Raw genomic sequence first — 20,992 nt, 5'->3', positions numbered from 1 at the left:
GTTTTCGTTCCGGGATTGTGCCATTCATGCGCTATTGCGTCTCTCTTCTCTGCCTGTTTTGCGTGCTCACCTCCTCGCAGGTGTGGGCTGCGCCTGCCCAGCAATTATTTTCTGACTGGCAGGTGACCTGCAATAACCAGAATTTTTGCCTCGCACGCAATACCGGTGAACACCGGGGGCTGGTCATGACGCTCAGCCGCAGTGCCGGCGCGAAAACCGACGCTACGCTGCGTATCGATCTTGGCGGCCTTGCTGACCCTGCCGTGAAAGAAGCGGATATTGCGCCACGGTTGTTGCTGGATAAGGTTCCTCTCAAGCTGGATCGTCAGCACTGGCAGTTAACCCCGTGGCATCTGAAAAGTGATGATGCCGCCACCATCACGGCGTTTCTGAAAAATATCCAGGAAGGAAAAGCCCTGACCTTGCGCGGCGGTGACCAGGTTATCTCTCTGAACGGCCTGAAAGCCGCGCTGTTGTTTATTGACGCGCAGCAGAAACGTGTCGGGAGTGAAACGGCCTGGATTAAAAAAGGTGACGATCCGCCGTTAAGCGTGCCGCCTGCACCCGCCTTAAAAAAGGTGGCGGTAGTCAATCCGACGCCGACGCCGCTCTCCCACGCCGAATTGAACGACCTGCTGGATTATGGCACCTGGCGGATGAACAACAGCCAGTGCTCGCTCGATCCTAACCGCCGTGAAGTGCGCGTCACCGCGTTAACCGATGAAAAAGCATTGCTGATTATTAGCTGTGAGGCGGGGGCGTATAACACGGTCGATCTGGCCTGGCTGGTATCGCGCAAAAAGCCGTTTTCTTCCCGCAGCGTAAGGCTGCGTCTGCCTTTCACCCCTGCAGACGATAGCAGTGAAATCGAATTGATGAATGCCCGCTTTGATGAGAAAACGCGCGAGCTGACGACGCTCGCGCTGGGTCGCGGTATTGGCGATTGTGGGGTCCAGACGCGCTGGCGTTTTGACGGCCAGCGTTTCCGCCTGGTGCGTTATGCAGAAGAGCCCAGCTGCGATAACTGGAATGGGCCAGATGCCTGGCCCACGTTGTGGATCACGCGCTAAATTACGCTCAGCGCCTTCTCAACCACATTCTCAACGGTAAAGCCAAAATACGGGAACAGCTTGTCGGCAGGCGCCGACTCGCCGTACCCACGCATCCCGACGATGGCACCTTTCAGCCCGACATATTTGTACCAGTAGTCGGCGATACCCGCCTCGACGGCCACACGGGCTGCGACGTTAGAGGGCAGGACCGATTCACGGTAGGCCTCATCCTGAGCATCAAAAATGTCGGTGGACGGCAGGGATACCACGCGTACCGCATGACCTTCGGCGGTCAGTTTTTCCGCGGCCTTCACGGTAATTTCCACCTCAGAACCGGTAGCAATCAGGATGACATCCGGTTTGCCGCCGCTGTCTTTCAGGATGTACCCGCCGCGGGCGATATTTTTTACCTGCTCCGGCGTGCGTTCAATCTGGGCCAGGTTTTGCCGCGACAGAATTAATGCCGTTGGCCCCGTGTGGCGCTCAACCGCCAGCTTCCAGCCAACCGCCGCTTCGACCTGATCGCACGGACGCCAGGTGCTGAAGTTTGGCGTCAAACGCAGGCTCGCCAGCTGCTCAACGGCCTGGTGCGTGGGACCGTCTTCACCCAGACCAATCGAATCGTGGGTGTAGACCATGATCTGCCGCGCTTTCATTAATGCCGCCATACGCGCCGCGTTACGGGCGTACTCAACGAACATCAGGAAGGTAGCAGTGTAGGGCACAAACCCGCCGTGATGGGCAATGCCGTTGGCAATGGCGGTCATCCCGAACTCACGCACCCCGTAGTGGATATAGTTCCCGGCAATATCCTCTTTCAGCGATTTTGAGCCAGACCAGATGGTCAGGTTACTTGGAGCCAGATCCGCGGAGCCGCCCAGCAGTTCAGGCAGGAGGGGGCCGATGGCGTTGAGAGTGTTTTGCGAGGCCTTACGGGTGGCAATTTTTGCCGGGTTAGACTGCAGATTTTCAATCAGCGCCTGGGTTTTCGCATCCCAGTCCTCCGGCAGGCCACCGCTCATGCGGCGCGAGAATTCAGCGGCCAGTTCCGGGTGGGCTTTTTGATAGGCGGCAAATTTTTCATTCCACGCGTGCTGGGCTTTTTCACCCTCTTCGCGGGCGTCCCACTCTCGGTAGATCTCTTTCGGGATCTCAAACGGCGGGTATTTCCAGCCCAGCTTCTGCCGGGTCAGCGCCACTTCTTCTTCACCCAGCGCCGCACCGTGGGCTTCCTCTTTACCCGCTTTGTTCGGTGAGCCGAAACCGATGGTGGTGCGACAGATGATCAGGGACGGTTTGTCCTTCACGCTTTGCGCTTCCTGAATCGCTTTTTTCACCGCTTCTGGGTCGTGGCCGTCAATTTCATGCACTACGTGCCAGTGGTAGGCCTCAAACCGTTTTGCCGTGTCGTCGGTAAACCAGCCTTTGGTCTCCCCGTCGATGGAGATACCGTTGTGATCGTAAAATCCGATCAGCTTGCCCAGCCCCAGCGTGCCCGCCAGCGAACAGACTTCGTGAGAAATCCCCTCCATCAGACAGCCGTCGCCCATAAACACATAAGTGTAGTGATCGACAATCTCGTGGTCTGGCTGGTTAAACTGCGCCGCCAGCGTGCGTTCGGCAATCGCCAGCCCGACCGCGTTGGCTAACCCCTGGCCGAGCGGCCCGGTGGTGGTCTCCACACCCGGCGTATAGCCTATCTCCGGGTGGCCCGGCGTTTTTGAGTGCAGCTGGCGGAAGTTTTTTAACTCGGATAGCGGCAGGTCGTAGCCGGAAAGGTGCAGCAGGCTGTAGAGCAGCATGGAGGCGTGGCCGTTAGAGAGAATAAAACGGTCGCGATCGTACCAGCTGGGATCGTTCGGGTTGTGCTTCAGGAAATCATTCCACAGCACTTCGGCAATGTCAGCCATGCCCATGGGGGCGCCAGGGTGGCCGGAATTGGCTTTCTGCACGGCATCCATGCTGAGGGCGCGAATGGCATTGGCTAGCTCTTTACGGGACATAATTCACTCCGTGGCAAGGTTAAAGTTTGGCGGCAAGAAGATCTTCAAGTTTGCGCTGGTCGACGGCGAACAGGCGGATGCCTTCCGCCAGTTTTTCGACGGCCATTGCGTCCTGATTGTGCTCCCAGCGGAATTCCGCTTCGGTCATGGCTTTAGGTTTGGGGAGGACGGTTGATGTGGGCACCAGTTTGCGGATAACCGTCTCCTCTTTGTCCTGCAGCTCTTTAAGCAGGTTAGGGGAGATGGTCAGGCGGTCACAGCCTGCCAGGGCGAGGATCTGCTCGGTACGGCGGAAGCTGGCGCCCATCACGATGGTTTCGTAGCGGTGCTGTTTGTAATAGTCGTAGATATTACGCACCGATTTCACGCCCGGGTCCTCATCCACCACGTACGGATCCATCGGCTGTTTAGCCTGATACCAGTCATAGATTCGCCCGACGAACGGAGATACCAGGAAGACGCCGGCTTCGGCACAGGCGCGCGCCTGCGCAAAGGAGAACAGCAGCGTCAGGTTGCAATGGATCCCCTCTTTTTCCAGAACTTCCGCCGCACGGATCCCTTCCCAGGTTGAGGCCAGCTTAATCAGAATGCGCGATTTATCGATGCCCTGCTCCTGGTAGAGCTCAACCAGGCGGCGGGCTTTCGTGATGCTCTTCTCCTGGTCGAAGGAGAGGCGGGCGTCCACTTCGGTAGAGACGCGTCCCGGGATGCTTTTCAGAATTTCCGCACCGAAATTAACGGCCAGCTTGTCGCTCGCTTCGGCGACCTGCTGCTCCTGTGTTTTACCGCGCTGTTTACCGTAGTCGATAGCGTCATCAATCAGATGACTAAAATGAGCAAGACCGGCCGCTTTGAGCAGCAGCGAAGGGTTAGTGGTCGCATCTTCGGGCTGATAGTGGCGAATCGACTCGATATCACCGCTGTCGGCGACCACGGTAGTGAATTGTTTGATGCCGTCTAGTTGGTTCATAAATAATTACTCCTTGGAAATAAAAGAGTTACTCGAGTGCGTTAGTTCACACTTCTGCGAAAATCATGATGGACTTAACAAAAAAGCATAGCAGACGGGGGAGGCATTGCTTTCTGAGACGGGTAACATGGCTGTTATAAATTGATAACAATTTTTATTCTGCAATGGTGAGAGTTTGGCAGCCTTCAAAGTTTATGTGGCTGCCTGCGGCGATACTAGGCGGCACACCAGGGTGTGCTTCAGGATCGCAAACGTCACCCTTTTGACCGATACGTGAAAGGAAAAATAAGATGGATGATCAGTTAAAACAGAGTGCTCTCGATTTCCACGAGTTCCCTGTCCCAGGTAAAATTCAGGTCTCCCCGACAAAACCGCTGGCGACTCAGCGCGATCTGGCGCTGGCCTACTCGCCCGGCGTCGCGGCGCCGTGCCTCGAAATCGAAAAAGATCCGCTGGCAGCCTATAAATATACCGCGCGTGGCAACCTGGTCGCCGTGATCTCTAACGGGACGGCGGTGCTGGGATTAGGCAATATTGGTGCGCTGGCCGGTAAGCCCGTGATGGAAGGCAAGGGCGTTCTGTTCAAGAAATTTGCCGGTATTGACGTGTTCGATATCGAAGTGGATGAGCTCGATCCTGATAAATTCATCAACGTGGTTGCCGCGCTGGAACCGACCTTCGGTGGGATCAACCTCGAAGACATCAAAGCGCCGGAATGTTTCTATATCGAGCAGAAACTGCGCGAGCGTATGAACATTCCCGTGTTCCATGATGACCAGCACGGTACTGCGATTATCAGCACCGCGGCCATTCTGAACGGTCTGCGTGTGGTTGAGAAAAATCTCTCTGACGTGCGTATGGTGGTCTCCGGCGCAGGCGCGGCGGCAATCGCCTGTATGAACCTGCTGGTGGCGCTGGGCATGCAGAAGCACAACATTGTGGTCTGCGACTCCAAAGGCGTTATCTACAAGGACCGTGAGCCGAACATGGCGGAAACCAAAGCGGCCTACGCGGTAGAAGACGACGGTAAACGCACGCTGGAGGACGTGATTGACGGCGCGGATATCTTCCTTGGCTGTTCAGGCCCGAAAGTGCTGACCCAGGAGATGGTGAAGAAAATGGCGCGTGCGCCAATGATTCTGGCGCTGGCAAACCCGGAACCGGAAATTCTGCCGCCGCTGGCAAAAGCCGTGCGTGAAGATGCCATTATCTGTACAGGTCGTTCCGATTACCCGAACCAGGTGAACAACGTTCTCTGCTTCCCGTTCATCTTCCGCGGGGCGCTGGACGTGGGCGCGACGGCGATCAACGAAGAGATGAAGCTCGCGGCCGTTCATGCTATTGCGGAACTGGCGCACGCCGAGCAGAGCGAAGTGGTCGCCTCGGCATATGGTGACCAGGATCTGAGCTTTGGCCCGGACTACATCATTCCAAAACCATTCGACCCGCGTCTGATTGTCAAAATCGCCCCGGCGGTTGCTAAGGCGGCAATGGACTCCGGCGTGGCGACGCGCCCTATCAAAGATTTCGATGCTTACGTCGATAAGCTCACCGAGTTTGTCTACAAAACCAACCTGTTTATGAAGCCCATTTTCTCCCAGGCGCGTGCCGACGCGAAACGCGTGGTGCTGGCGGAAGGGGAAGAGGCGCGCGTTCTGCATGCCACGCAGGAGCTGATCACCTTAGGTCTGGCGAAGCCAATCCTGATTGGTCGTCCGAGCGTTATCGAAATGCGTATTCAAAAGCTGGGGCTGCAGATCAAAGCGGGTGTGGATTTTGAGATCGTTAATAACGAATCCGATCCGCGCTTTAAAGAGTACTGGAACGAATACTACGCGATCATGAAACGTCGCGGGATCACCCAGGAGCAGGCGCAAAAGGCCGTGATCAGCAACACCACGGTGATCGGGGCGATCATGGTCCACCGCGGTGAAGCGGATGCGTTGATCTGCGGCACGATCGGTGATTACCACGAGCACTTCAGCGTGGTGCAGGAGATCTTCGGCTATCGCGAAGGGGTCCACACCGCCGGGGCGATGAACGCGCTGCTGCTACCAAGCGGCAACACCTTTATTGCCGACACCTACGTCAACGACGATCCGAGCCCGGAAGAGCTGGCGGAGATCACCGTGATGGCGGCAGAAACCGTGCGTCGCTTTGGTATTGAACCGAAGGTAGCGCTGCTGTCGCACTCCAACTTCGGTTCGTCAAAATCAGCGGCGGCGTGCAAAATGCGCCAGACGCTGGAGCTGGTTCGTCAGCGTGCGCCGGAACTGATGATTGACGGCGAGATGCACGGTGATGCTGCGCTGGTGGAGAGCATTCGTAACGAACGCATGCCGGACAGCCCGCTGAAAGGTTCTGCAAACGTGCTGATTATGCCGAACGTGGAAGCGGCCCGCATCAGCTACAACCTGCTGCGTGTCTCCAGCTCTGAAGGGGTCACCGTAGGACCGGTGCTGATGGGCGTGGCGAAGCCAGTGCACGTGTTGACGCCGATTGCTTCGGTGCGTCGTATCGTGAATATGGTGGCACTGGCGGTGGTTGAAGCGCAGACGCAGCCGCTGTAAGCGCTGCGCCTGCCGGTATTACACCCAGTCCCGAATCGTAATAAAGTCTTTCAGGGCAGCCTCCGGGCTGCCTTCTTTTGGCTCGTAGCTGTACTCCCAGCGAACCAGCGGCGGCATCGACATCAAAATGGACTCCGTGCGCCCGCCGGTCTGCAGGCCAAACAGCGTGCCGCGATCCCATACCAGGTTGAACTCTACGTAGCGCCCGCGGCGGTAAAGCTGGAACTCGCGCTCGCGCACGCCGTAGTCGGTATCTTTACGTCGCGCCACGATCGGCAGATAGGCCCCGGTATACCCTTCACCTACCGCCCGCATAAAGCTGAACGCGGTATCAAAATCTGGCGTGTTGAGATCGTCAAAGAACAGCCCGCCAATGCCGCGCTGCTCATCGCGGTGCTTCAGATAAAAATAGTCATCGCACCATTTTTTAAATTTCGGGTAGATGTCATCCCCAAACGGCTGACAGAGATCGCGTGCGGTGGTGTGCCAGTGCACGGCATCTTCTTCAAACCCGTAGTAGGGCGTTAAGTCAAAACCGCCGCCAAACCACCAGACCGGATCGGCCCCGGGTTTTTCAGCAATGAAAAAGCGCACGTTGGCATGGCTGGTCGGCACATACGGGTTGTGCGGATGAACCACCAGCGATACGCCCATTGCTTCGAAGCTGCGGCCTGCCAGTTCTGGTCGATGGGCCGTGGCGGAAGCGGGCATCGCGTCTCCGTGGACGTGGGAAAAATTGACGCCAGCCTGCTCAAAGATGCCACCGTTACGCAGCACGCGGCTGCGTCCGCCGCCACCGGCTTCGCGCTGCCAGCTATCTTCCTGAAATTCACCGCCATCTGCGGCGGCCAGTTTCTGGCAAATCTCATCCTGCAGCTGCAGCAGGAATGTTTTTACCAGCTGTGCATTGGGTTTCATCAACGTTTCCTGGAGTGCGCTTTCTGGTTATCGAACCAGTTGAAGTAACTGATTATGCCTGAGGCGATGGCGTTGGCGATCTTCTGGCGAAACGCGGTGGTGCCGAGCAGGCGCTCTTCCTCCGGGTTGGTGATGAACGACGTCTCCACCAGCACGGACGGAATTGATGGCGACTTAAGCACCACGAACGCCGCCTGTTCGGTGCTCCTGCTGTGCAGGCGATGCACCGGTTTAATCTTCTTCAGAATATGCGAGCCGAGCGTCAGGCTGTTTTTAATGGTGTCCGTCTGAACGAGGTCAAACAGCACCTGCTGTAAGAGATGATCTTTGTCGGTGGCTTTTTTCCCCGCAACCTCATCCGCCCGGTTTTCACGATCGGAGAGATATTTCGCCATGGCGCTACTCGCCCCACGGTTGGAGAGGGCGAACACCGAAGCCCCCGCCGCCGACGGGTTGGTAAAACCGTCCGCGTGAATCGACATAAACAGATCGGCACCGTGCTGGTGGGCGATCTCTACGCGGTCGTACAGCGGAATAAACGTGTCGCCAGAACGCGTCAGGCGGGCGTCAATGCCATTGCTGCGTAAAATTGCGCGCACATTTTTTGCAATCGCTAACACGACATGCTTTTCTTTCGCACCGTTTTTACCAATAGCGCCGGTATCAATTCCGCCGTGACCGGGGTCCAGCATGACCAGACGCTTCGCGCCCGGCTTTTTCGATTTCGGTTTACTGTGTCCGTTACTGGTTTTGAGCGTGCTCTCTTCTTTAGCCTGAGCCTGCTGTGCGATGCCCGTTAACGTTAAGGCCGCCAGCCCCGCTTTGAGAACCTGACGACGCGATGTGAGTGCTTTTAATGGTTTGAATGTGCTCATGCGGCCTGAATTGTAAAAATTGGGGTCCTGGTGTTATATCGTATCGTGATTAGCGTTACGACAGTCCTTATTGAGAATTGTTTTACTTTTCATTTCAATACGTGACAAAGTGACATTATGCCAAATTTTGGCGAGTTTTTCCCCGGTTATTGGCTAAACGCGATGTTCACGCCATAATCACTGTTTTTAAACCCGAAAAGGCGGTTAATACCATGGAGATACGCGTTTTTCGCCAGGAAGATTTCGAAGAGGTGATCACCCTTTGGGAGCGCTGCGATCTGCTGCGTCCGTGGAACGATCCGGAAATGGATATTGAACGTAAGCTGAATCATGACGTCAGTCTGTTTCTGGTGGCAGAAGTCAACGGCGAGGTGGTGGGAACAGTGATGGGCGGGTACGACGGCCATCGCGGCTCGGCCTATTATCTGGGCGTGCACCCGGAATTTCGTGCGCGCGGCATCGCCAATGCGCTGCTCAATCGGCTGGAAAAGAAACTCATTGCCCGCGGCTGCCCGAAGATTCAGATCATGGTGCGGGAAGATAACGACGTGGTGCTGGGCATGTATGAACGCCTGGGTTATGAACATGCGGACGTACTGAGCTTAGGTAAGCGCCTGATAGAAGATGAAGAGTACTGAGATCCATCCGGCAGATTATGATGCGCAAGGGCGTGTCAGGCTGCCCTTTTTGTTCTGGTGCGTTCTGCTGCTGCAGGCCCGTACCTGGGTGCTGTTTGTGATGGCCGCCGCGTCGCGCGGGCAGGGCGATACGCTTCTGACGCTCTTTTATCCCGATCACGATGCCTTCTGGCTCGGCTTGCTACCGGGCGTGCCGGCAGTGATGGCGTTTTTATGCAGCGGGCGACGGCATACGATCCCGCGCCTGTGGGGTGCGCTTCGCTGGCTGCTGATCCTCGCTCAGCTTGCGCTGCTCGTCTGGCAACCGGTGCTCTGGTGGAGCGGTGAACCGCTTACGGGGATCGGTATTGCGCTGGTCGTGGCGGATATCGTGGCGCTGCTGTGGCTGCTGACGAATCCCCGCCTTCGCGCCTGTTTTACGCATCAGGAAGATTAACCTGGCACTTTTTGCCGATACCGCACTCCAACAAGCGTTGATTTAACACGTAAGGACGTTTCAATGAAATCGCTGCGTTTACTTTTATGCGCTCTCCCGCTGGCGTTAACCGGCTGTTCAACGCTCTCATCAATTAACTGGTCTGCGGCCTATCCGTGGAACTGGTTTGGCTCTTCAACGGAAGTGACCGAGCAGGGCGTGGGGAAAATTACCGCCGCGACGGCACTGGATCAGGACACCCTTCAGGATGCTCTGGGTGGCGGTTATCGCCTGCGCAGCGGCATGAAAACAGAAAACGGCAATATCGTGCGTTATTTCGAAGCGCTGAAGGGTGACACGCTGGCGCTGGTGATTAACGGTGATAAAGGCACGGTAAACCGCATTGCTGTGATGGACGACGACATCCCAACCGAAAGCGGTGTGAAAGTGGGAACCCCGTTTAGCGAACTCTATAAACAGGCCTTCGGCAACTGCACCAGTGCCCCGTCTGACGACGGCGTGGCGGTGGAATGTAAAGCGCAGGGCAGCCAGCATATCAGCTATCTCTTCACCGGTACCTGGAGTGGTCCGGAAGGTTTAATGCCATCTGACGACACGCTGAAAAGCTGGAAAGTGAGCAAAATTATCTGGAAGCAGTAATTTGCGCCTGGACAAACCGTCTCGCTGAAATACGGGTATAATAGCCGCCATCAATGCCACGCTGACGTGGCATCTTTATTTCAGGAGGAGCGATGTCTCAGGTTCAGAGTGGCATTTTGCCAGAACATTGCCGCGCGGCGATTTGGATTGAAGCCAATGTTAAAGGGGATGTGGATGCCCTGCGTGCGGCCAGTAAAGCGTTCGTTGATAAGCTGGCCACCTTCCAGGCCAAATTCCCGGATGCCCATCTGGGCGCGGTCGTTGCCTTTGGTCATAACGTCTGGCGTCAACTGAGCGGTGGCGAAGGCGCCGAAGAGCTGAAGGATTTTATCCCTTACGGTAAAGGCCTGGCGCCCGCAACGCAGTTCGACGTGCTGATCCACATTCTCTCGCTGCGTCATGATGTGAACTTCTCCGTTGCCCAGGCGGCGGTTGCGGCTTTTGGTGACAGCATTGACGTTCAGGAAGAGATCCACGGTTTCCGTTGGGTGGAAGAACGCGACCTGAGCGGCTTCGTTGACGGAACTGAAAACCCGGCGGGTGAAGAGACGCGTCGTGAAGTGGCAGTGATCAAAGACGGCGTCGACGCGGGCGGCAGCTATGTGTTCGTCCAGCGCTGGGAGCACAACCTCAAGCAGCTGAACCGCATGAGCGTGCATGACCAGGAGATGATGATTGGCCGTACGAAAGAGACCAACGAAGAGATCGACGGCGATGCCCGTCCTGTCACCTCTCACCTGAGCCGCGTTGACCTTAAGGAAGACGGGAAAGGTCTGAAGATTGTTCGCCAGAGCCTGCCATACGGCACAGCAAGCGGTACCCACGGTCTTTACTTCTGTGCGTACTGCGCGCGCCTGCATAACATCGAACAGCAACTGCTGAGCATGTTTGGCGATACCGACGGCAAGCGTGACGCCATGCTGCGCTTCACCAAACCGGTGACCGGCGGCTACTACTTCGCCCCGTCCGTCGAGCGTCTGCTGGCGCTGTAAGTGCTGTCCACCCTCTCCCGCACGGAGAGGGCTGGGGTGCGGACCACGACGGGCTGCACCCTTATTCTCTTTTCTGCTTGTAAATCACCAAACGGTATATAAAACCGTTACTCCTTTCGTCCTCGTTATAAATATTATGACTATAAGATAGTCATCACATTTATAAGGGTGCGCAATGGCCGTTACTGTACTGAAAAAAGGATCGCTGGCACTGGCAGGTTTGCTGCTGGTGGCACAGGCGCAGGCTAATGAGCTGCTGAACAGTTCGTATGATGTTTCCCGCGAGCTGTTTGCCGCCCTTAACCCACCGTTTGAACAGCAGTGGGCGAAAGACAACAACGGCGACAAGCTGACCATTAAACAGTCACACGCAGGGTCGTCCAAGCAGGCGCTGGCCATTCTCCAGGGGCTGAAAGCGGATGTGGTGACCTATAACCAGGTCACTGACGTGCAGATCCTGCACGACAAAGGCAAACTGATCGCCGCTGACTGGCAGAGTCGTTTGCCGAACAACAGCTCGCCGTTCTACTCCACCATGGGTTTCCTGGTGCGTAAGGGCAACCCGAAAAATATCCACGACTGGAATGACCTGGTGCGTTCCGACGTGAAGCTGATTTTCCCGAATCCAAAAACCTCCGGTAACGCGCGCTATACCTATCTGGCAGCGTGGGGCGCGGCGGACAAAGCTGACGGTAACGATAAAGCGAAAACCGAGCAGTTCATGACCCAGTTCCTGAAAAACGTCGAGGTGTTTGATACCGGCGGTCGCGGCGCGACCACAACCTTTGCAGAGCGCGGCCTGGGCGATGTGCTGATCAGCTTTGAGTCGGAAGTGAATAATATCCGCAAACAGTACGACGCGCAGGGCTTCGAGGTCGTTATCCCGAAAACCAATATCCTCGCCGAGTTCCCGGTAGCGTGGGTAGATAAAAACGTGCAGTCCAACGGCACAGAGAAAGCGGCAAAAGCTTACCTCAACTACCTGTACAGCCCACAGGCGCAGACGATCATTACCGATTACTACTACCGCGTGAATAACCCGGATGTGATGAACAAACTGAAGGATAAATTCCCGCAGACCGAGCTGTTCCGCGTGGAAGACCATTTCGGCTCCTGGCCTGATGTCATGAAAACGCATTTTGCCAGCGGCGGTGAGTTAGACAAATTGCTGGCGGCGGGGCGTAAGTAATGTTTGCAGTCTCTACCAGACGTGTGCTGCCGGGCTTTACCTTAAGCCTTGGGACCAGCCTGTTGTTCGTCTGCCTGATCTTATTGTTGCCGCTCAGCGCGCTGGTGATGCAGCTTGCGCAAATGAGCTGGGCGCAGTACTGGGAAGTGATAACCAACCCGCAGGTCGTCGCAGCCTATAAAGTGACGCTGCTGTCGGCGTTTGTGGCGTCCATTTTTAACGGGGCCTTTGGCCTGCTGATGGCGTGGATCTTAACCCGCTACCGTTTCCCGGGCCGTACGCTGCTCGACGCGTTAATGGACCTGCCGTTTGCGCTGCCGACGGCGGTGGCGGGGTTAACCCTTGCCTCGCTCTTTTCCGTGAACGGGTTTTACGGTGAGTGGCTGGCAAAACTTGATATCAAAGTGACCTATACCTGGCTCGGTATCGCGGTCGCGATGGCCTTTACCAGCATTCCTTTTGTTGTACGCACCGTGCAGCCAGTGCTCGAAGAGTTAGGCCCTGAATACGAAGAAGCGGCGGAAACGCTGGGTGCCACGCGCTGGCAGAGCTTCCGCAAGGTCGTCCTGCCTGAGCTTTCTCCGGCGCTGCTGGCCGGTATCGCGCTGTCGTTTACCCGTAGCCTCGGTGAGTTCGGCGCGGTTATTTTCATTGCCGGGAACATTGCGTGGAAAACCGAAGTCACCTCGCTGATGATTTTTATCCGCTTGCAGGAGTTTGATTACCCGGCGGCGAGCGCGATTGCCTCGGTCATTCTTGCCGCATCGCTGCTGCTGCTCTACTCAATTAACACTCTGCAAAGTCGCTTTGGTCGACGCGTGGTAGGTCACTGATGGCGGAAGTTACTCAATTGAAGCGATACGATGCTCCCCGTATCAACTGGGGAAAATGGTTTCTGATTGGTACGGGCGTGCTGGTGTCCGCCTTCATTCTCGTCGTGCCGACGATTTATATTTTTGTTCAGGCGTTCAGCAAGGGGTTGATGCCCGCGCTGGAAAACCTGGCGAACCCGGATATGCTGCACGCCATCTGGCTGACCGTCCTGATTGCGCTTATCACGGTGCCGGTCAACCTGGTGTTCGGTACGCTGCTGGCCTGGCTGGTAACGCGCTTTAACTTCCCGGGACGTCAGCTGCTGCTGACCCTGCTGGATATCCCGTTTGCCGTGTCGCCGGTAGTGGCCGGTCTGGTTTATCTGCTCTTCTACGGCTCTAACGGCCCGCTGGGCGGCTGGCTGGATGAGCATAACCTGCAGGTCATGTTTGCCTGGCCGGGCATGGTGCTGGTCACGGTGTTTGTAACCTGTCCGTTTGTGGTGCGCGAACTGGTCCCGGTGATGTTAAGCCAGGGCAGCAATGAAGACGAAGCGGCAATTCTGCTGGGCGCATCCGGCTGGCAGATGTTCCGCCGCGTGACGCTGCCGAATATTCGCTGGGCGCTGCTCTACGGCGTCGTGCTGACCAATGCCCGCGCCATTGGCGAGTTCGGTGCAGTTTCGGTCGTCTCGGGCTCCATCCGCGGCGAAACGCTGTCGTTACCGTTACAAATTGAATTACTGGAACAGGACTACAACACCGTCGGTTCCTTTACTGCCGCAGCGTTACTGACGCTGATGGCGATTTTGACCCTGTTTTTGAAGAGTGTGGTGCAGTGGCGTTTAGAGAACCAGGAAAAACGTCAGCACCAGGAGGGAAATCATGAGCATTGAGATTGCCAATATTAAGAAGTCTTTTGGTCGCACCCAGGTGCTGAATGATATCTCGCTGGATATCCCTTCCGGACAAATGGTGGCACTGCTCGGGCCGTCTGGCTCGGGTAAAACCACGCTGCTGCGCATTATCGCCGGGCTTGAGCATCAGACCAGCGGACATATTCGTTTTCACGGTACCGACGTAAGCCGTTTGCACGCCCGCGACCGTAAAGTGGGCTTTGTGTTCCAGCATTACGCGCTGTTCCGCCATATGACCGTGTTCGATAACATCGCTTTCGGTCTGACCGTCCTGCCTCGCCGCGAGCGTCCGGATGCGGCCACCATCAAAGCGAAAGTGACCAAACTGCTGGAGATGGTACAGCTTGCGCATCTGGCTGACCGCTTCCCGGCGCAGCTTTCCGGCGGCCAGAAGCAGCGCGTCGCGCTGGCGCGGGCCCTGGCCGTTGAGCCGCAAATTCTGCTGCTGGATGAGCCGTTTGGCGCGCTGGATGCGCAGGTGCGTAAAGAGTTACGCCGCTGGCTGCGTCAGCTGCATGAAGAACTGAAGTTCACCAGCGTCTTCGTCACCCACGATCAGGAAGAGGCGATGGAAGTCGCGGACCGCGTGGTGGTGATGAGCCAGGGGAACATCGAACAGGTTGATGAGCCAGAGCAGCTCTGGCGTGAACCGGCAACCCGATTTGTCCTCGAGTTTATGGGTGAAGTTAACCGGCTTCAGGGCACCATCCGCGGTGGGCAATTCCACGTGGGTGCACACCGCTGGCCGCTGGGATACACCTCCGCACATCAGGGGCCGGTCGATCTGTTCCTGCGTCCCTGGGAAGTGGACGTGAGCCGCCGAACGAGTCTGGATTCACCGCTGCCGGTGCAGGTGCTGGAAGCTAGCCCTAAAGGGCACTACACCCAATTGGTGGTACAACCGCTGGGCTGGTATACCGAGCCGCTGACGGTGGTGATGCGTGATGACGAGCCGCCGTACCGGGGCGAACGCCTGTTTGTTGGGCTGCAGCATGCCCGTATTTATCATGGCAATGAGCGCATAGAGACGCGCGAGGATATTGCTCTGGCGGAGTCAGCCTGATAGGTTAATGACACGTAGTTTGGCCGGAGGCGCTGCGCTTAGCCGGTCTGGAATATGATCTCCGTATGCCCGGAGCGCTGCGCGCCACCGGGCTTTTTATTGGACAGCGATCTTGAACACATTAGAACACACCATCGGCAACACCCCTCTGGTCAAACTTCAGCGCATGGGGCCGGACAACGGCAGCGAAATCTGGGTCAAACTCGAAGGCAATAACCCTGCCGGTTCGGTGAAGGACCGGGCTGCATTGTCCATGATTGTGCAGGCCGAGAAACGCGGTGAAATTCAGCCCGGCGACGTGCTGATTGAAGCCACCAGCGGTAACACCGGTATTGCGCTGGCAATGATTGCCGCGCTGAAAGGCTATCGCATGACGTTGCTGATGCCCGATAACATGAGCCAGGAGCGCCGTGCGGCGATGCGCGCCTATGGTGCTGAACTGATTCTGGTCTCTAAAGAAGAGGGGATGGAAGGGGCGCGCGACCTGGCGCTAGCCATGGCCGAACGCGGTGAAGGCAAACTGCTCGATCAGTTTAATAACCCGGATAACCCGTACGCTCACTACACCACTACCGGTCCGGAAATCTGGCAGCAGACCAACGGGCGCATCACTCACTTCGTCTCCAGCATGGGCACGACAGGGACCATTACCGGCGTATCCCGTTTTCTGCGCGAGCAGGAAAAGGCGGTAACGATTGTGGGTCTGCAGCCGGAAGAGGGGAGCAGCATACCGGGTATTCGCCGCTGGCCGGCGGAATACATGCCGGGCATTTATAACGCCCAGCTGGTGGATCAGGTGCTGGATATTCATCAACGCGAGGCGGAGAATACGATGCGTGAACTGGCCGTGCGTGAAGGTATCTTCTGCGGGGTCAGCTCGGGTGGCTCGGTAGCGGGAGCATTGCGTGTTGCGCAGGCACATCCCGGGGCTGTCGTGGTGGCGATTATCTGCGACCGCGGCGATCGCTATCTTTCTACCGGCGTCTTTGGTGAAGAGAGTTATACGCAGGGGGCGGGGATTTAAGCGTCATGGAGATGATTTTATTCCGGGATAACACCCGGGCGCAGCAAACCGATATTGTCGCGGTACAGTCGCAGGTGGTTTACGGCAGCGTGGGGAACAGCATTGCGGTGCCGAACATTCGTACCCACCGGCTGACCGTCACCGCCGTGCCGACCGTGCTGTTCAGCAACACGCCGCACTACGATACCTTTTACGGCGGCGTGATCCCCGATGAATGGTTCAGCGGGTATCTTAAGGCGCTGGAAGAGCGCGAGATCCTGCGCGAGCTTAAAGCCGTTACCACGGGCTACATGGGCAGCGCCAGCCAGATAAAATGCCTGGCGCAGTGGCTCACCACGATCAAAGCGCAGCATCCTGACCTGCTGGTGTTGGTTGACCCCGTTGTTGGCGATATTGACAGTGGGATGTATGTGAAACCTGATATCCCTGAGGCGTATCGGGAGTACCTGCTGCCACTGGCGCAGGGGATCACGCCTAACGTCTTTGAGCTGGAAGTGTTAAGCGGTAAACCGTGTCGTACGCCTGAAAGTGCCATAGCGGCAGCGCAGGGGTTACTTTCCGACACGCTGAAATGGGTGGCCATTACCAGTGCGCCGGTGGCGGACGATCCGGAGAATATTCACGTGGTGCTGGTTACCCGAGACGGTGTGACCGTCAGTGCGCATCCGCGTGTTGAAACGGACCTGAAAGGCACGGGCGATCTCTTCTGTTCAGAGCTGGTAAGCGGGATCGTTGAGGGCAAAACCGTTGCCGATGCGATTCGCATGGCCGGAGACCGCGTCACAGATGTGATGATTTATACGCAGTCGAAAGGCTACGACGAGCTTATCCTGCCCGCATAAACAAAAATGGCGCCCGAAGGCGCCATTTTTCTGTGCGGCAAGAATTACTTCTTGATGCGGATAACCGGGGTTTCACCCACGGTGACGCTGCCAGACAGTTTGATCAGTTCTTTGATTTCGTCCATGTTGGAGATAACAACCGGCGTCAGGGTAGACTTGGCTTTTTCTTCCAGCAGTGGCAGATCGAATTCAATGACCGGGTCGCCAACTTTAACACGCTGGCCTTCTTCCGCGATACGTTTGAAGCCTTCGCCTTTCAGTTCAACGGTGTCGATACCGAAGTGAACGAACAGTTCGATACCGCTATCAGATTCGATAGAGAACGCATGGTTGGTTTCAAAAATTTTACCGATGGTGCCGTCAACTGGAGCAACCATTTTGTTGCCAGTTGGTTTGATAGCAATGCCATCACCAACGATTTTCTCAGCAAACACTACATCCGGCACGTCTTCGATGTTGACGATCTCGCCGGAGAGCGGAGCAACAATCTCAATAGTTCCGGAGTCTTTCTTATCATCAGAAACCAGAGATTTCAGTTTATCGAACAAACCCATGATCTTCTCCTAAGCAGTAATTTGGGCCGCATCTCGTGGATTAGCAGATTGTTTTTTCTTCAATGAACTTGTTAACCAGCGTCATTAACTCGTCCGTTGTCGGTTGAGCAAGAGCCTGCTCTGCTAACACCTTCGCATCTTCGAAGTTCGTGTTACGGATAATCTTCTTAATGCGCGGGATGGAAATGGCGCTCATAGAGAATTCGTCCAGACCCATACCCAGCAACAGAAGTGTAGCACGTTCGTCGCCTGCAAGCTCACCACACATGCCAGTCCATTTACCTTCTGCATGAGAAGCATCAATAACTTGCTTGATCAAGTTCAGTACGGACGGTGACATTGGCTGGTAGAGATGTGAAATCATATCATTACCACGGTCAACTGCCAGGGTGTACTGCGTTAAATCATTGGTACCGATACTAAAGAAATCAACTTCTTTGGCTAAATGACGCGCAATGGTCGCCGCCGCAGGTGTTTCCACCATCACGCCGATCTCAATTGACTCGTCAAATGCTTTACCTTCGTCGCGCAGTTCCTGTTTGTAGATTTCGATCTCTTTCTTCAGTGCACGCACTTCTTCAACAGAGATGATCATCGGGAACATGATGCGCAGTTTACCGAAAGCAGACGCACGCAGGATAGCGCGAACCTGATCGCGCAGGATCTCTTTACGATCCATCGCGATACGAATCGCACGCCAGCCCAGGAACGGGTTCTCTTCTTTCGGGAAGTTCATGTACGGCAGCTCTTTGTCGCCACCGATATCCATGGTACGGACGATAACCGCCTGAGAGCCACACGCTTCAGCAACAGCTTTGTACGCAGCAAACTGTTCTTCTTCAGTTGGCAGCGCGTCACGGTCCATGAACAGGAATTCAGTACGATAGAGACCCACACCTTCCGCGCCGTTGCGCTCAGCGCCATCGACGTCACGTACGGTACCGATGTTTGCGCACACTTCAACCTGATGACCGTCCAGAGTGATGGCTGGCAGGTCTTTCAGCTTAGCGAGTTCCGCTTTTTCAGTCGCAACTTGCTCCTGAACCGCGCGCAGTTTTTCGATCTCTTCGTTAGTTGGGTTGACGTAAACCACGTTGTTTACGGCATCCAGAATCAGATAATCGTCGTTTTTAACCTGAGAGGTGACGCTACCGGTACCCACAATGGCAGGCAGTTCCAGAGAACGCGCCATGATAGAGGTGTGGGAGGTACGGCCGCCCGCGTCAGTGATGAAACCGAGGACCTTTTTCAGGTTCAACTGTGCGGTTTCAGACGGGGTCAGATCGGCGGCAACCAGGATGACTTCATCCTGAATAGCGCTCAGGTCGATAATGGCCAGACCCAGGATGTTGCGCAGCAGGCGCTTACCGATGTCACGTACGTCAGCCGCACGTTCTTTCAGGTATTCATCATCCAGTTCTTCCAGGGCAGTTGCCTGACCTTCGATAACTTCATGCGCAGCAGCGTCTGCCGTCATGCTTTTATCTTTAATCAGGGCTATGATTTCCTGCTCCAGCTCCTCATCTTCGAGCAGCATGATGTGCCCTTCGAAGATGGCTTCTTTTTCTTCACCGAAAGTTTCGCCAGCTTTAGTCTTGATTGCTTCCAGTTGCGCAGATGCCTTGGCACGACCGCTCAGAAAACGTTCAACTTCCTGATCAACCTTGTCGGCAGAAATTTTTTTCCGGTCGATGACGATCTCGTCTTCTTTCAGCAGCAGTGCTTTGCCGAAAGCGATACCCGGGGATGCTAAAATGCCTGAAATCATAACCCTACCTTACTTGTGACTGATATTTAAAAGAACCCGGAAACTTACTCGAGCTCAGCCATCAGTTTTACCAGATGCTCAACTGCTTTCTGCTCGTCTTCACCTTCAGCAGAGATGGTGACAACGGTACCCTGAGTCAGACCCAGAGTCTGCAGTTTGAACAGGCTTTTTGCGCTGGCGCTTTTGCCGTTGGAAGTCACAGTGATTTCAGAAGTGAAGCCTTTCGCTTCTTTAACAAACTGAGCAGCAGGGCGGGTGTGCAGACCGTTCGGAGCGGTAATGGTAACTTCTTGCTGGAACATTGTATTTCCCCAACTTATAGGTTTAGTGTTGTGGAACTAAAGTCTAGCCTGGCGACTTAACTTTAGCCTGTATTGTTAGCGCTGACGTTTCGATCGTCATTAAACATTATGCAGCGAAAGCAAGACTTGAACCAAATCATAAAATCGATTCAGCAAGGCTATTTCGTTCACTGATTAATTTCACGCATCAAAATAATTGCTGGTTTAAATACCAGACCCAACGGGGTGAATCAATGCCAGGAGGGGTAAAACTTTGAAGCAGGCCACAAAAAAGCACCCAAAAAGGTGCTTTTTTACGCGTTATTAACATGCTGGCATTACTGTTGCAGTTCTTTTTCAGTGAACAGATCGGCAAACAGTGCGGTGCTCAAGTAACGCTCACCCGATGAAGGCAGGATAACCACAATATTCTTATTGGTAAAGGCCTCGTCTTCCTGAAGTTTGAGCGCTGCCGCAACAGCAGCACCGGAAGAGATGCCCGCCAGAATACCTTCCTCGTCCATCAGACGACGTGCGGTAGAGATAGCTTCTTCGTTGGTGATGGTCACCACTTTATCAATAAGCTTCAGATCCAGGTTGCCCGGAATGAAGCCGGCACCGATACCCTGAATTTTATGTGGGCCGGGTTTGATCTCTTCGCCCGCCAGCGCCTGGGTGATCACCGGTGAGTCGGTTGGTTCCACGGCAACGGTGATCAGGTCTTTTTTACCTTTTGTGCCTTTTATATAGCGCGACACGCCAGTCAGGGTTCCGCCGGTGCCTACACCGGAGATAAATACATCAACCTGACCGTCGGTATCTTCCCAAATTTCCGGGCCGGTGGTCTTTTCGTGAATTTCCGGGTTCGCCGGGTTGCTGAACTGCTGCAGCAGCAGATATTTCGCCGGATCGCTGGCGACAATCTCTTCTGCTTTCTGAATCGCACCCTTCATGCCTTTGGCACCTTCGGTCAGCACCAGGTTCGCGCCCAGCGCTTTCAGCAGTTTGCGACGTTCGATGCTCATAGTTTCAGGCATGGTCAGCGTCAGTTTATAACCGCGCGCCGCCGCAACATAGGCCAGTGCGATACCGGTGTTACCGCTGGTTGGTTCAACCAGCTCAACGCCTGGCTTCAGCACGCCACGTTTTTCAGCATCCCAAATCATATTTGCACCGATACGGCACTTCACGCTGAAGCTCGGGTTACGTGATTCGACCTTCGCCAGAATGCGTCCATTACCGATACGGTTCAGTCGAACCAGGGGCGTATGACCGATAGTCAGCGAGTTGTCTTCATAAATCTTACTCATGGCCTGTCCTTAACTGTATGAAATTGGGATACCGTCCCAGCATACCTGTTGAACAGGTAGGGGGAAGTAAGGAATTCGCATATCTATATACTGCAAGGAAATAATGGGGATCAGTATGGAATAAGGGGCGGCATAAGCC

The 20,992-nt window shown here is 55.4% G+C and carries 20 protein-coding genes; 12 read left to right on the top strand and 8 right to left on the bottom strand.

Annotation, left to right across the window (positions count from 1 at the left end; genetic code table 11):
* Positions 1 to 26: 26 nt before the first annotated feature.
* A complete protein-coding gene (locus HV242_RS16755; RefSeq protein ID WP_020883076.1) occupies positions 27 to 1,070 on the top strand; it encodes a DUF1176 domain-containing protein in 1,044 nt (347 codons plus the stop codon).
* On the opposite strand, the gene tkt is transcribed toward HV242_RS16755, so the two are convergent.
* Complete coding sequence (gene tkt / locus HV242_RS16750) at positions 1,067 to 3,055, bottom strand: transketolase (RefSeq protein ID WP_025203492.1); 1,989 nt, start codon at positions 3,053 to 3,055, stop codon at positions 1,067 to 1,069. The genes HV242_RS16755 and tkt overlap by 4 nt on opposite strands.
* 19 nt (positions 3,056 to 3,074) lie before the next feature.
* Positions 3,075 to 4,025, bottom strand: coding sequence for a transaldolase (tal, locus tag HV242_RS16745; protein ID WP_014171101.1), 951 nt, complete (start codon positions 4,023 to 4,025; stop codon positions 3,075 to 3,077).
* Between the two features lie 290 nt (positions 4,026 to 4,315).
* Here tal and maeB point away from each other — a divergent pair, with 290 nt between their 5' ends.
* Entirely contained in the window at positions 4,316 to 6,595 is a 2,280-nt protein-coding gene (gene maeB, locus HV242_RS16740) for an NADP-dependent oxaloacetate-decarboxylating malate dehydrogenase (protein WP_014171100.1), read from the top strand.
* An 18-nt stretch (positions 6,596 to 6,613) separates the two neighbouring features.
* Here maeB and hemF read toward each other — a convergent pair whose 3' ends face one another.
* Together hemF and amiA are read right to left on the bottom strand one after the other, a co-directional pair.
* Positions 6,614 to 7,513 (bottom strand): oxygen-dependent coproporphyrinogen oxidase, encoded by a 900-nt coding sequence (hemF, locus tag HV242_RS16735; RefSeq protein ID WP_025203494.1) that lies wholly within the window; start codon positions 7,511 to 7,513, stop codon positions 6,614 to 6,616.
* Positions 7,513 to 8,388 carry an N-acetylmuramoyl-L-alanine amidase AmiA gene (gene amiA / locus HV242_RS16730; RefSeq protein ID WP_014171098.1) on the bottom strand — a complete coding sequence of 292 codons (876 nt, stop codon included), beginning with the start codon at positions 8,386 to 8,388 and terminating at the stop codon, positions 7,513 to 7,515. Before amiA ends, hemF begins: the two co-directional genes overlap by 1 nt.
* 212 nt (positions 8,389 to 8,600) lie before the next feature.
* On the opposite strand from amiA, the gene HV242_RS16725 reads away from it, so the two are divergent.
* The 10 genes from HV242_RS16725 to pdxK all read left to right on the top strand — a co-directional run bounded on the left by HV242_RS16725 (position 8,601) and on the right by pdxK (position 16,940).
* Entirely contained in the window at positions 8,601 to 9,026 is a 426-nt protein-coding gene (locus HV242_RS16725; protein ID WP_020883079.1) for a GNAT family acetyltransferase, read from the top strand.
* Positions 9,013 to 9,462 (top strand): DUF2919 domain-containing protein, encoded by a 450-nt coding sequence (locus HV242_RS16720; RefSeq protein ID WP_032678656.1) that lies wholly within the window; start codon positions 9,013 to 9,015, stop codon positions 9,460 to 9,462. The genes HV242_RS16725 and HV242_RS16720 overlap by 14 nt, the downstream gene beginning before the upstream one ends.
* 63 nt (positions 9,463 to 9,525) lie before the next feature.
* A complete protein-coding gene (locus HV242_RS16715; RefSeq protein WP_044866813.1) occupies positions 9,526 to 10,101 on the top strand; it encodes an RpoE-regulated lipoprotein in 576 nt (191 codons plus the stop codon).
* A 92-nt stretch (positions 10,102 to 10,193) separates the two neighbouring features.
* On the top strand, positions 10,194 to 11,093 hold the full coding sequence (locus HV242_RS16710; RefSeq protein WP_063858280.1) for a Dyp-type peroxidase: 900 nt from the start codon (positions 10,194 to 10,196) through the stop codon (positions 11,091 to 11,093).
* 175 nt (positions 11,094 to 11,268) lie between these two features.
* Positions 11,269 to 12,282, top strand: coding sequence for a sulfate ABC transporter substrate-binding protein (locus HV242_RS16705; RefSeq protein ID WP_050737157.1), 1,014 nt, complete (start codon positions 11,269 to 11,271; stop codon positions 12,280 to 12,282).
* Complete coding sequence (gene cysT, locus HV242_RS16700; RefSeq protein ID WP_020883084.1) at positions 12,282 to 13,115, top strand: sulfate/thiosulfate ABC transporter permease CysT; 834 nt, start codon at positions 12,282 to 12,284, stop codon at positions 13,113 to 13,115. The genes HV242_RS16705 and cysT overlap by 1 nt, the downstream gene beginning before the upstream one ends.
* A complete protein-coding gene (gene cysW / locus HV242_RS16695) occupies positions 13,115 to 13,990 on the top strand; it encodes a sulfate/thiosulfate ABC transporter permease CysW (protein ID WP_020883085.1) in 876 nt (291 codons plus the stop codon). Before cysT ends, cysW begins: the two co-directional genes overlap by 1 nt.
* The gene (cysA, locus tag HV242_RS16690; RefSeq protein ID WP_014171090.1) at positions 13,980 to 15,074 is read left to right on the top strand and encodes a sulfate/thiosulfate ABC transporter ATP-binding protein CysA; all 1,095 of its coding nucleotides are present in this window, start codon (positions 13,980 to 13,982) and stop codon (positions 15,072 to 15,074) included. The genes cysW and cysA overlap by 11 nt, the downstream gene beginning before the upstream one ends.
* 112 nt (positions 15,075 to 15,186) lie before the next feature.
* A complete protein-coding gene (gene cysM / locus HV242_RS16685) occupies positions 15,187 to 16,098 on the top strand; it encodes a cysteine synthase CysM (protein ID WP_044866660.1) in 912 nt (303 codons plus the stop codon).
* A gap of 5 nt (positions 16,099 to 16,103) precedes the next feature.
* Positions 16,104 to 16,940, top strand: coding sequence for a pyridoxine/pyridoxal/pyridoxamine kinase (gene pdxK, locus HV242_RS16680; RefSeq protein WP_063858281.1), 837 nt, complete (start codon positions 16,104 to 16,106; stop codon positions 16,938 to 16,940).
* Positions 16,941 to 16,984: 44 nt separating this feature from the next.
* Here pdxK and crr read toward each other — a convergent pair whose 3' ends face one another.
* The 4 genes from crr to cysK all read right to left on the bottom strand — a co-directional run bounded on the left by crr (position 16,985) and on the right by cysK (position 20,853).
* On the bottom strand, positions 16,985 to 17,494 hold the full coding sequence (crr, locus tag HV242_RS16675; protein ID WP_003861316.1) for a PTS glucose transporter subunit IIA: 510 nt from the start codon (positions 17,492 to 17,494) through the stop codon (positions 16,985 to 16,987).
* 40 nt (positions 17,495 to 17,534) lie between these two features.
* Positions 17,535 to 19,262, bottom strand: coding sequence for a phosphoenolpyruvate-protein phosphotransferase PtsI (ptsI, locus tag HV242_RS16670; RefSeq protein ID WP_014171087.1), 1,728 nt, complete (start codon positions 19,260 to 19,262; stop codon positions 17,535 to 17,537).
* 44 nt (positions 19,263 to 19,306) lie between these two features.
* Positions 19,307 to 19,564, bottom strand: a complete 258-nt coding sequence (ptsH, locus tag HV242_RS16665) for a phosphocarrier protein Hpr (RefSeq protein ID WP_000487600.1) — start codon at positions 19,562 to 19,564, stop codon at positions 19,307 to 19,309.
* A gap of 317 nt (positions 19,565 to 19,881) precedes the next feature.
* Positions 19,882 to 20,853 (bottom strand): cysteine synthase A, encoded by a 972-nt coding sequence (gene cysK, locus HV242_RS16660; RefSeq protein ID WP_020883087.1) that lies wholly within the window; start codon positions 20,851 to 20,853, stop codon positions 19,882 to 19,884.
* Between the last annotated feature and the right edge of the window lie 139 nt (positions 20,854 to 20,992).

Origin of the sequence: Enterobacter sp. RHBSTW-00593 (assembly GCF_013784105.1) — a bacterium.
GTDB classification, from domain to species: domain Bacteria; phylum Pseudomonadota; class Gammaproteobacteria; order Enterobacterales; family Enterobacteriaceae; genus Enterobacter; species Enterobacter ludwigii.
The sequence above is the reverse complement of the archived record's forward strand: the minus strand, read 5'-3'. Positions and strand labels throughout refer to the sequence as shown.

What these genes read in the sequence shown, in the direction of transcription:
- HV242_RS16755 (WP_020883076.1), top strand. Translation starts at nt 27, where the DNA reads ATGCGCTATTGCGTCTCTCTTCTCTGCCTGTTTTGCGTGCTCACCTCC.
- tkt (WP_025203492.1), bottom strand. Translation starts at nt 3,055, where the DNA reads ATGTCCCGTAAAGAGCTAGCCAATGCCATTCGCGCCCTCAGCATGGAT.
- tal (WP_014171101.1), bottom strand. Translation starts at nt 4,025, where the DNA reads ATGAACCAACTAGACGGCATCAAACAATTCACTACCGTGGTCGCCGAC.
- maeB (WP_014171100.1), top strand. Translation starts at nt 4,316, where the DNA reads ATGGATGATCAGTTAAAACAGAGTGCTCTCGATTTCCACGAGTTCCCT.
- hemF (WP_025203494.1), bottom strand. Translation starts at nt 7,513, where the DNA reads ATGAAACCCAATGCACAGCTGGTAAAAACATTCCTGCTGCAGCTGCAG.
- amiA (WP_014171098.1), bottom strand. Translation starts at nt 8,388, where the DNA reads ATGAGCACATTCAAACCATTAAAAGCACTCACATCGCGTCGTCAGGTT.
- HV242_RS16725 (WP_020883079.1), top strand. Translation starts at nt 8,601, where the DNA reads ATGGAGATACGCGTTTTTCGCCAGGAAGATTTCGAAGAGGTGATCACC.
- HV242_RS16720 (WP_032678656.1), top strand. Translation starts at nt 9,013, where the DNA reads ATGAAGAGTACTGAGATCCATCCGGCAGATTATGATGCGCAAGGGCGT.
- HV242_RS16715 (WP_044866813.1), top strand. Translation starts at nt 9,526, where the DNA reads ATGAAATCGCTGCGTTTACTTTTATGCGCTCTCCCGCTGGCGTTAACC.
- HV242_RS16710 (WP_063858280.1), top strand. Translation starts at nt 10,194, where the DNA reads ATGTCTCAGGTTCAGAGTGGCATTTTGCCAGAACATTGCCGCGCGGCG.
- HV242_RS16705 (WP_050737157.1), top strand. Translation starts at nt 11,269, where the DNA reads ATGGCCGTTACTGTACTGAAAAAAGGATCGCTGGCACTGGCAGGTTTG.
- cysT (WP_020883084.1), top strand. Translation starts at nt 12,282, where the DNA reads ATGTTTGCAGTCTCTACCAGACGTGTGCTGCCGGGCTTTACCTTAAGC.
- cysW (WP_020883085.1), top strand. Translation starts at nt 13,115, where the DNA reads ATGGCGGAAGTTACTCAATTGAAGCGATACGATGCTCCCCGTATCAAC.
- cysA (WP_014171090.1), top strand. Translation starts at nt 13,980, where the DNA reads ATGAGCATTGAGATTGCCAATATTAAGAAGTCTTTTGGTCGCACCCAG.
- pdxK (WP_063858281.1), top strand. Translation starts at nt 16,104, where the DNA reads ATGGAGATGATTTTATTCCGGGATAACACCCGGGCGCAGCAAACCGAT.
- crr (WP_003861316.1), bottom strand. Translation starts at nt 17,494, where the DNA reads ATGGGTTTGTTCGATAAACTGAAATCTCTGGTTTCTGATGATAAGAAA.
- ptsI (WP_014171087.1), bottom strand. Translation starts at nt 19,262, where the DNA reads ATGATTTCAGGCATTTTAGCATCCCCGGGTATCGCTTTCGGCAAAGCA.
- ptsH (WP_000487600.1), bottom strand. Translation starts at nt 19,564, where the DNA reads ATGTTCCAGCAAGAAGTTACCATTACCGCTCCGAACGGTCTGCACACC.
- cysK (WP_020883087.1), bottom strand. Translation starts at nt 20,853, where the DNA reads ATGAGTAAGATTTATGAAGACAACTCGCTGACTATCGGTCATACGCCC.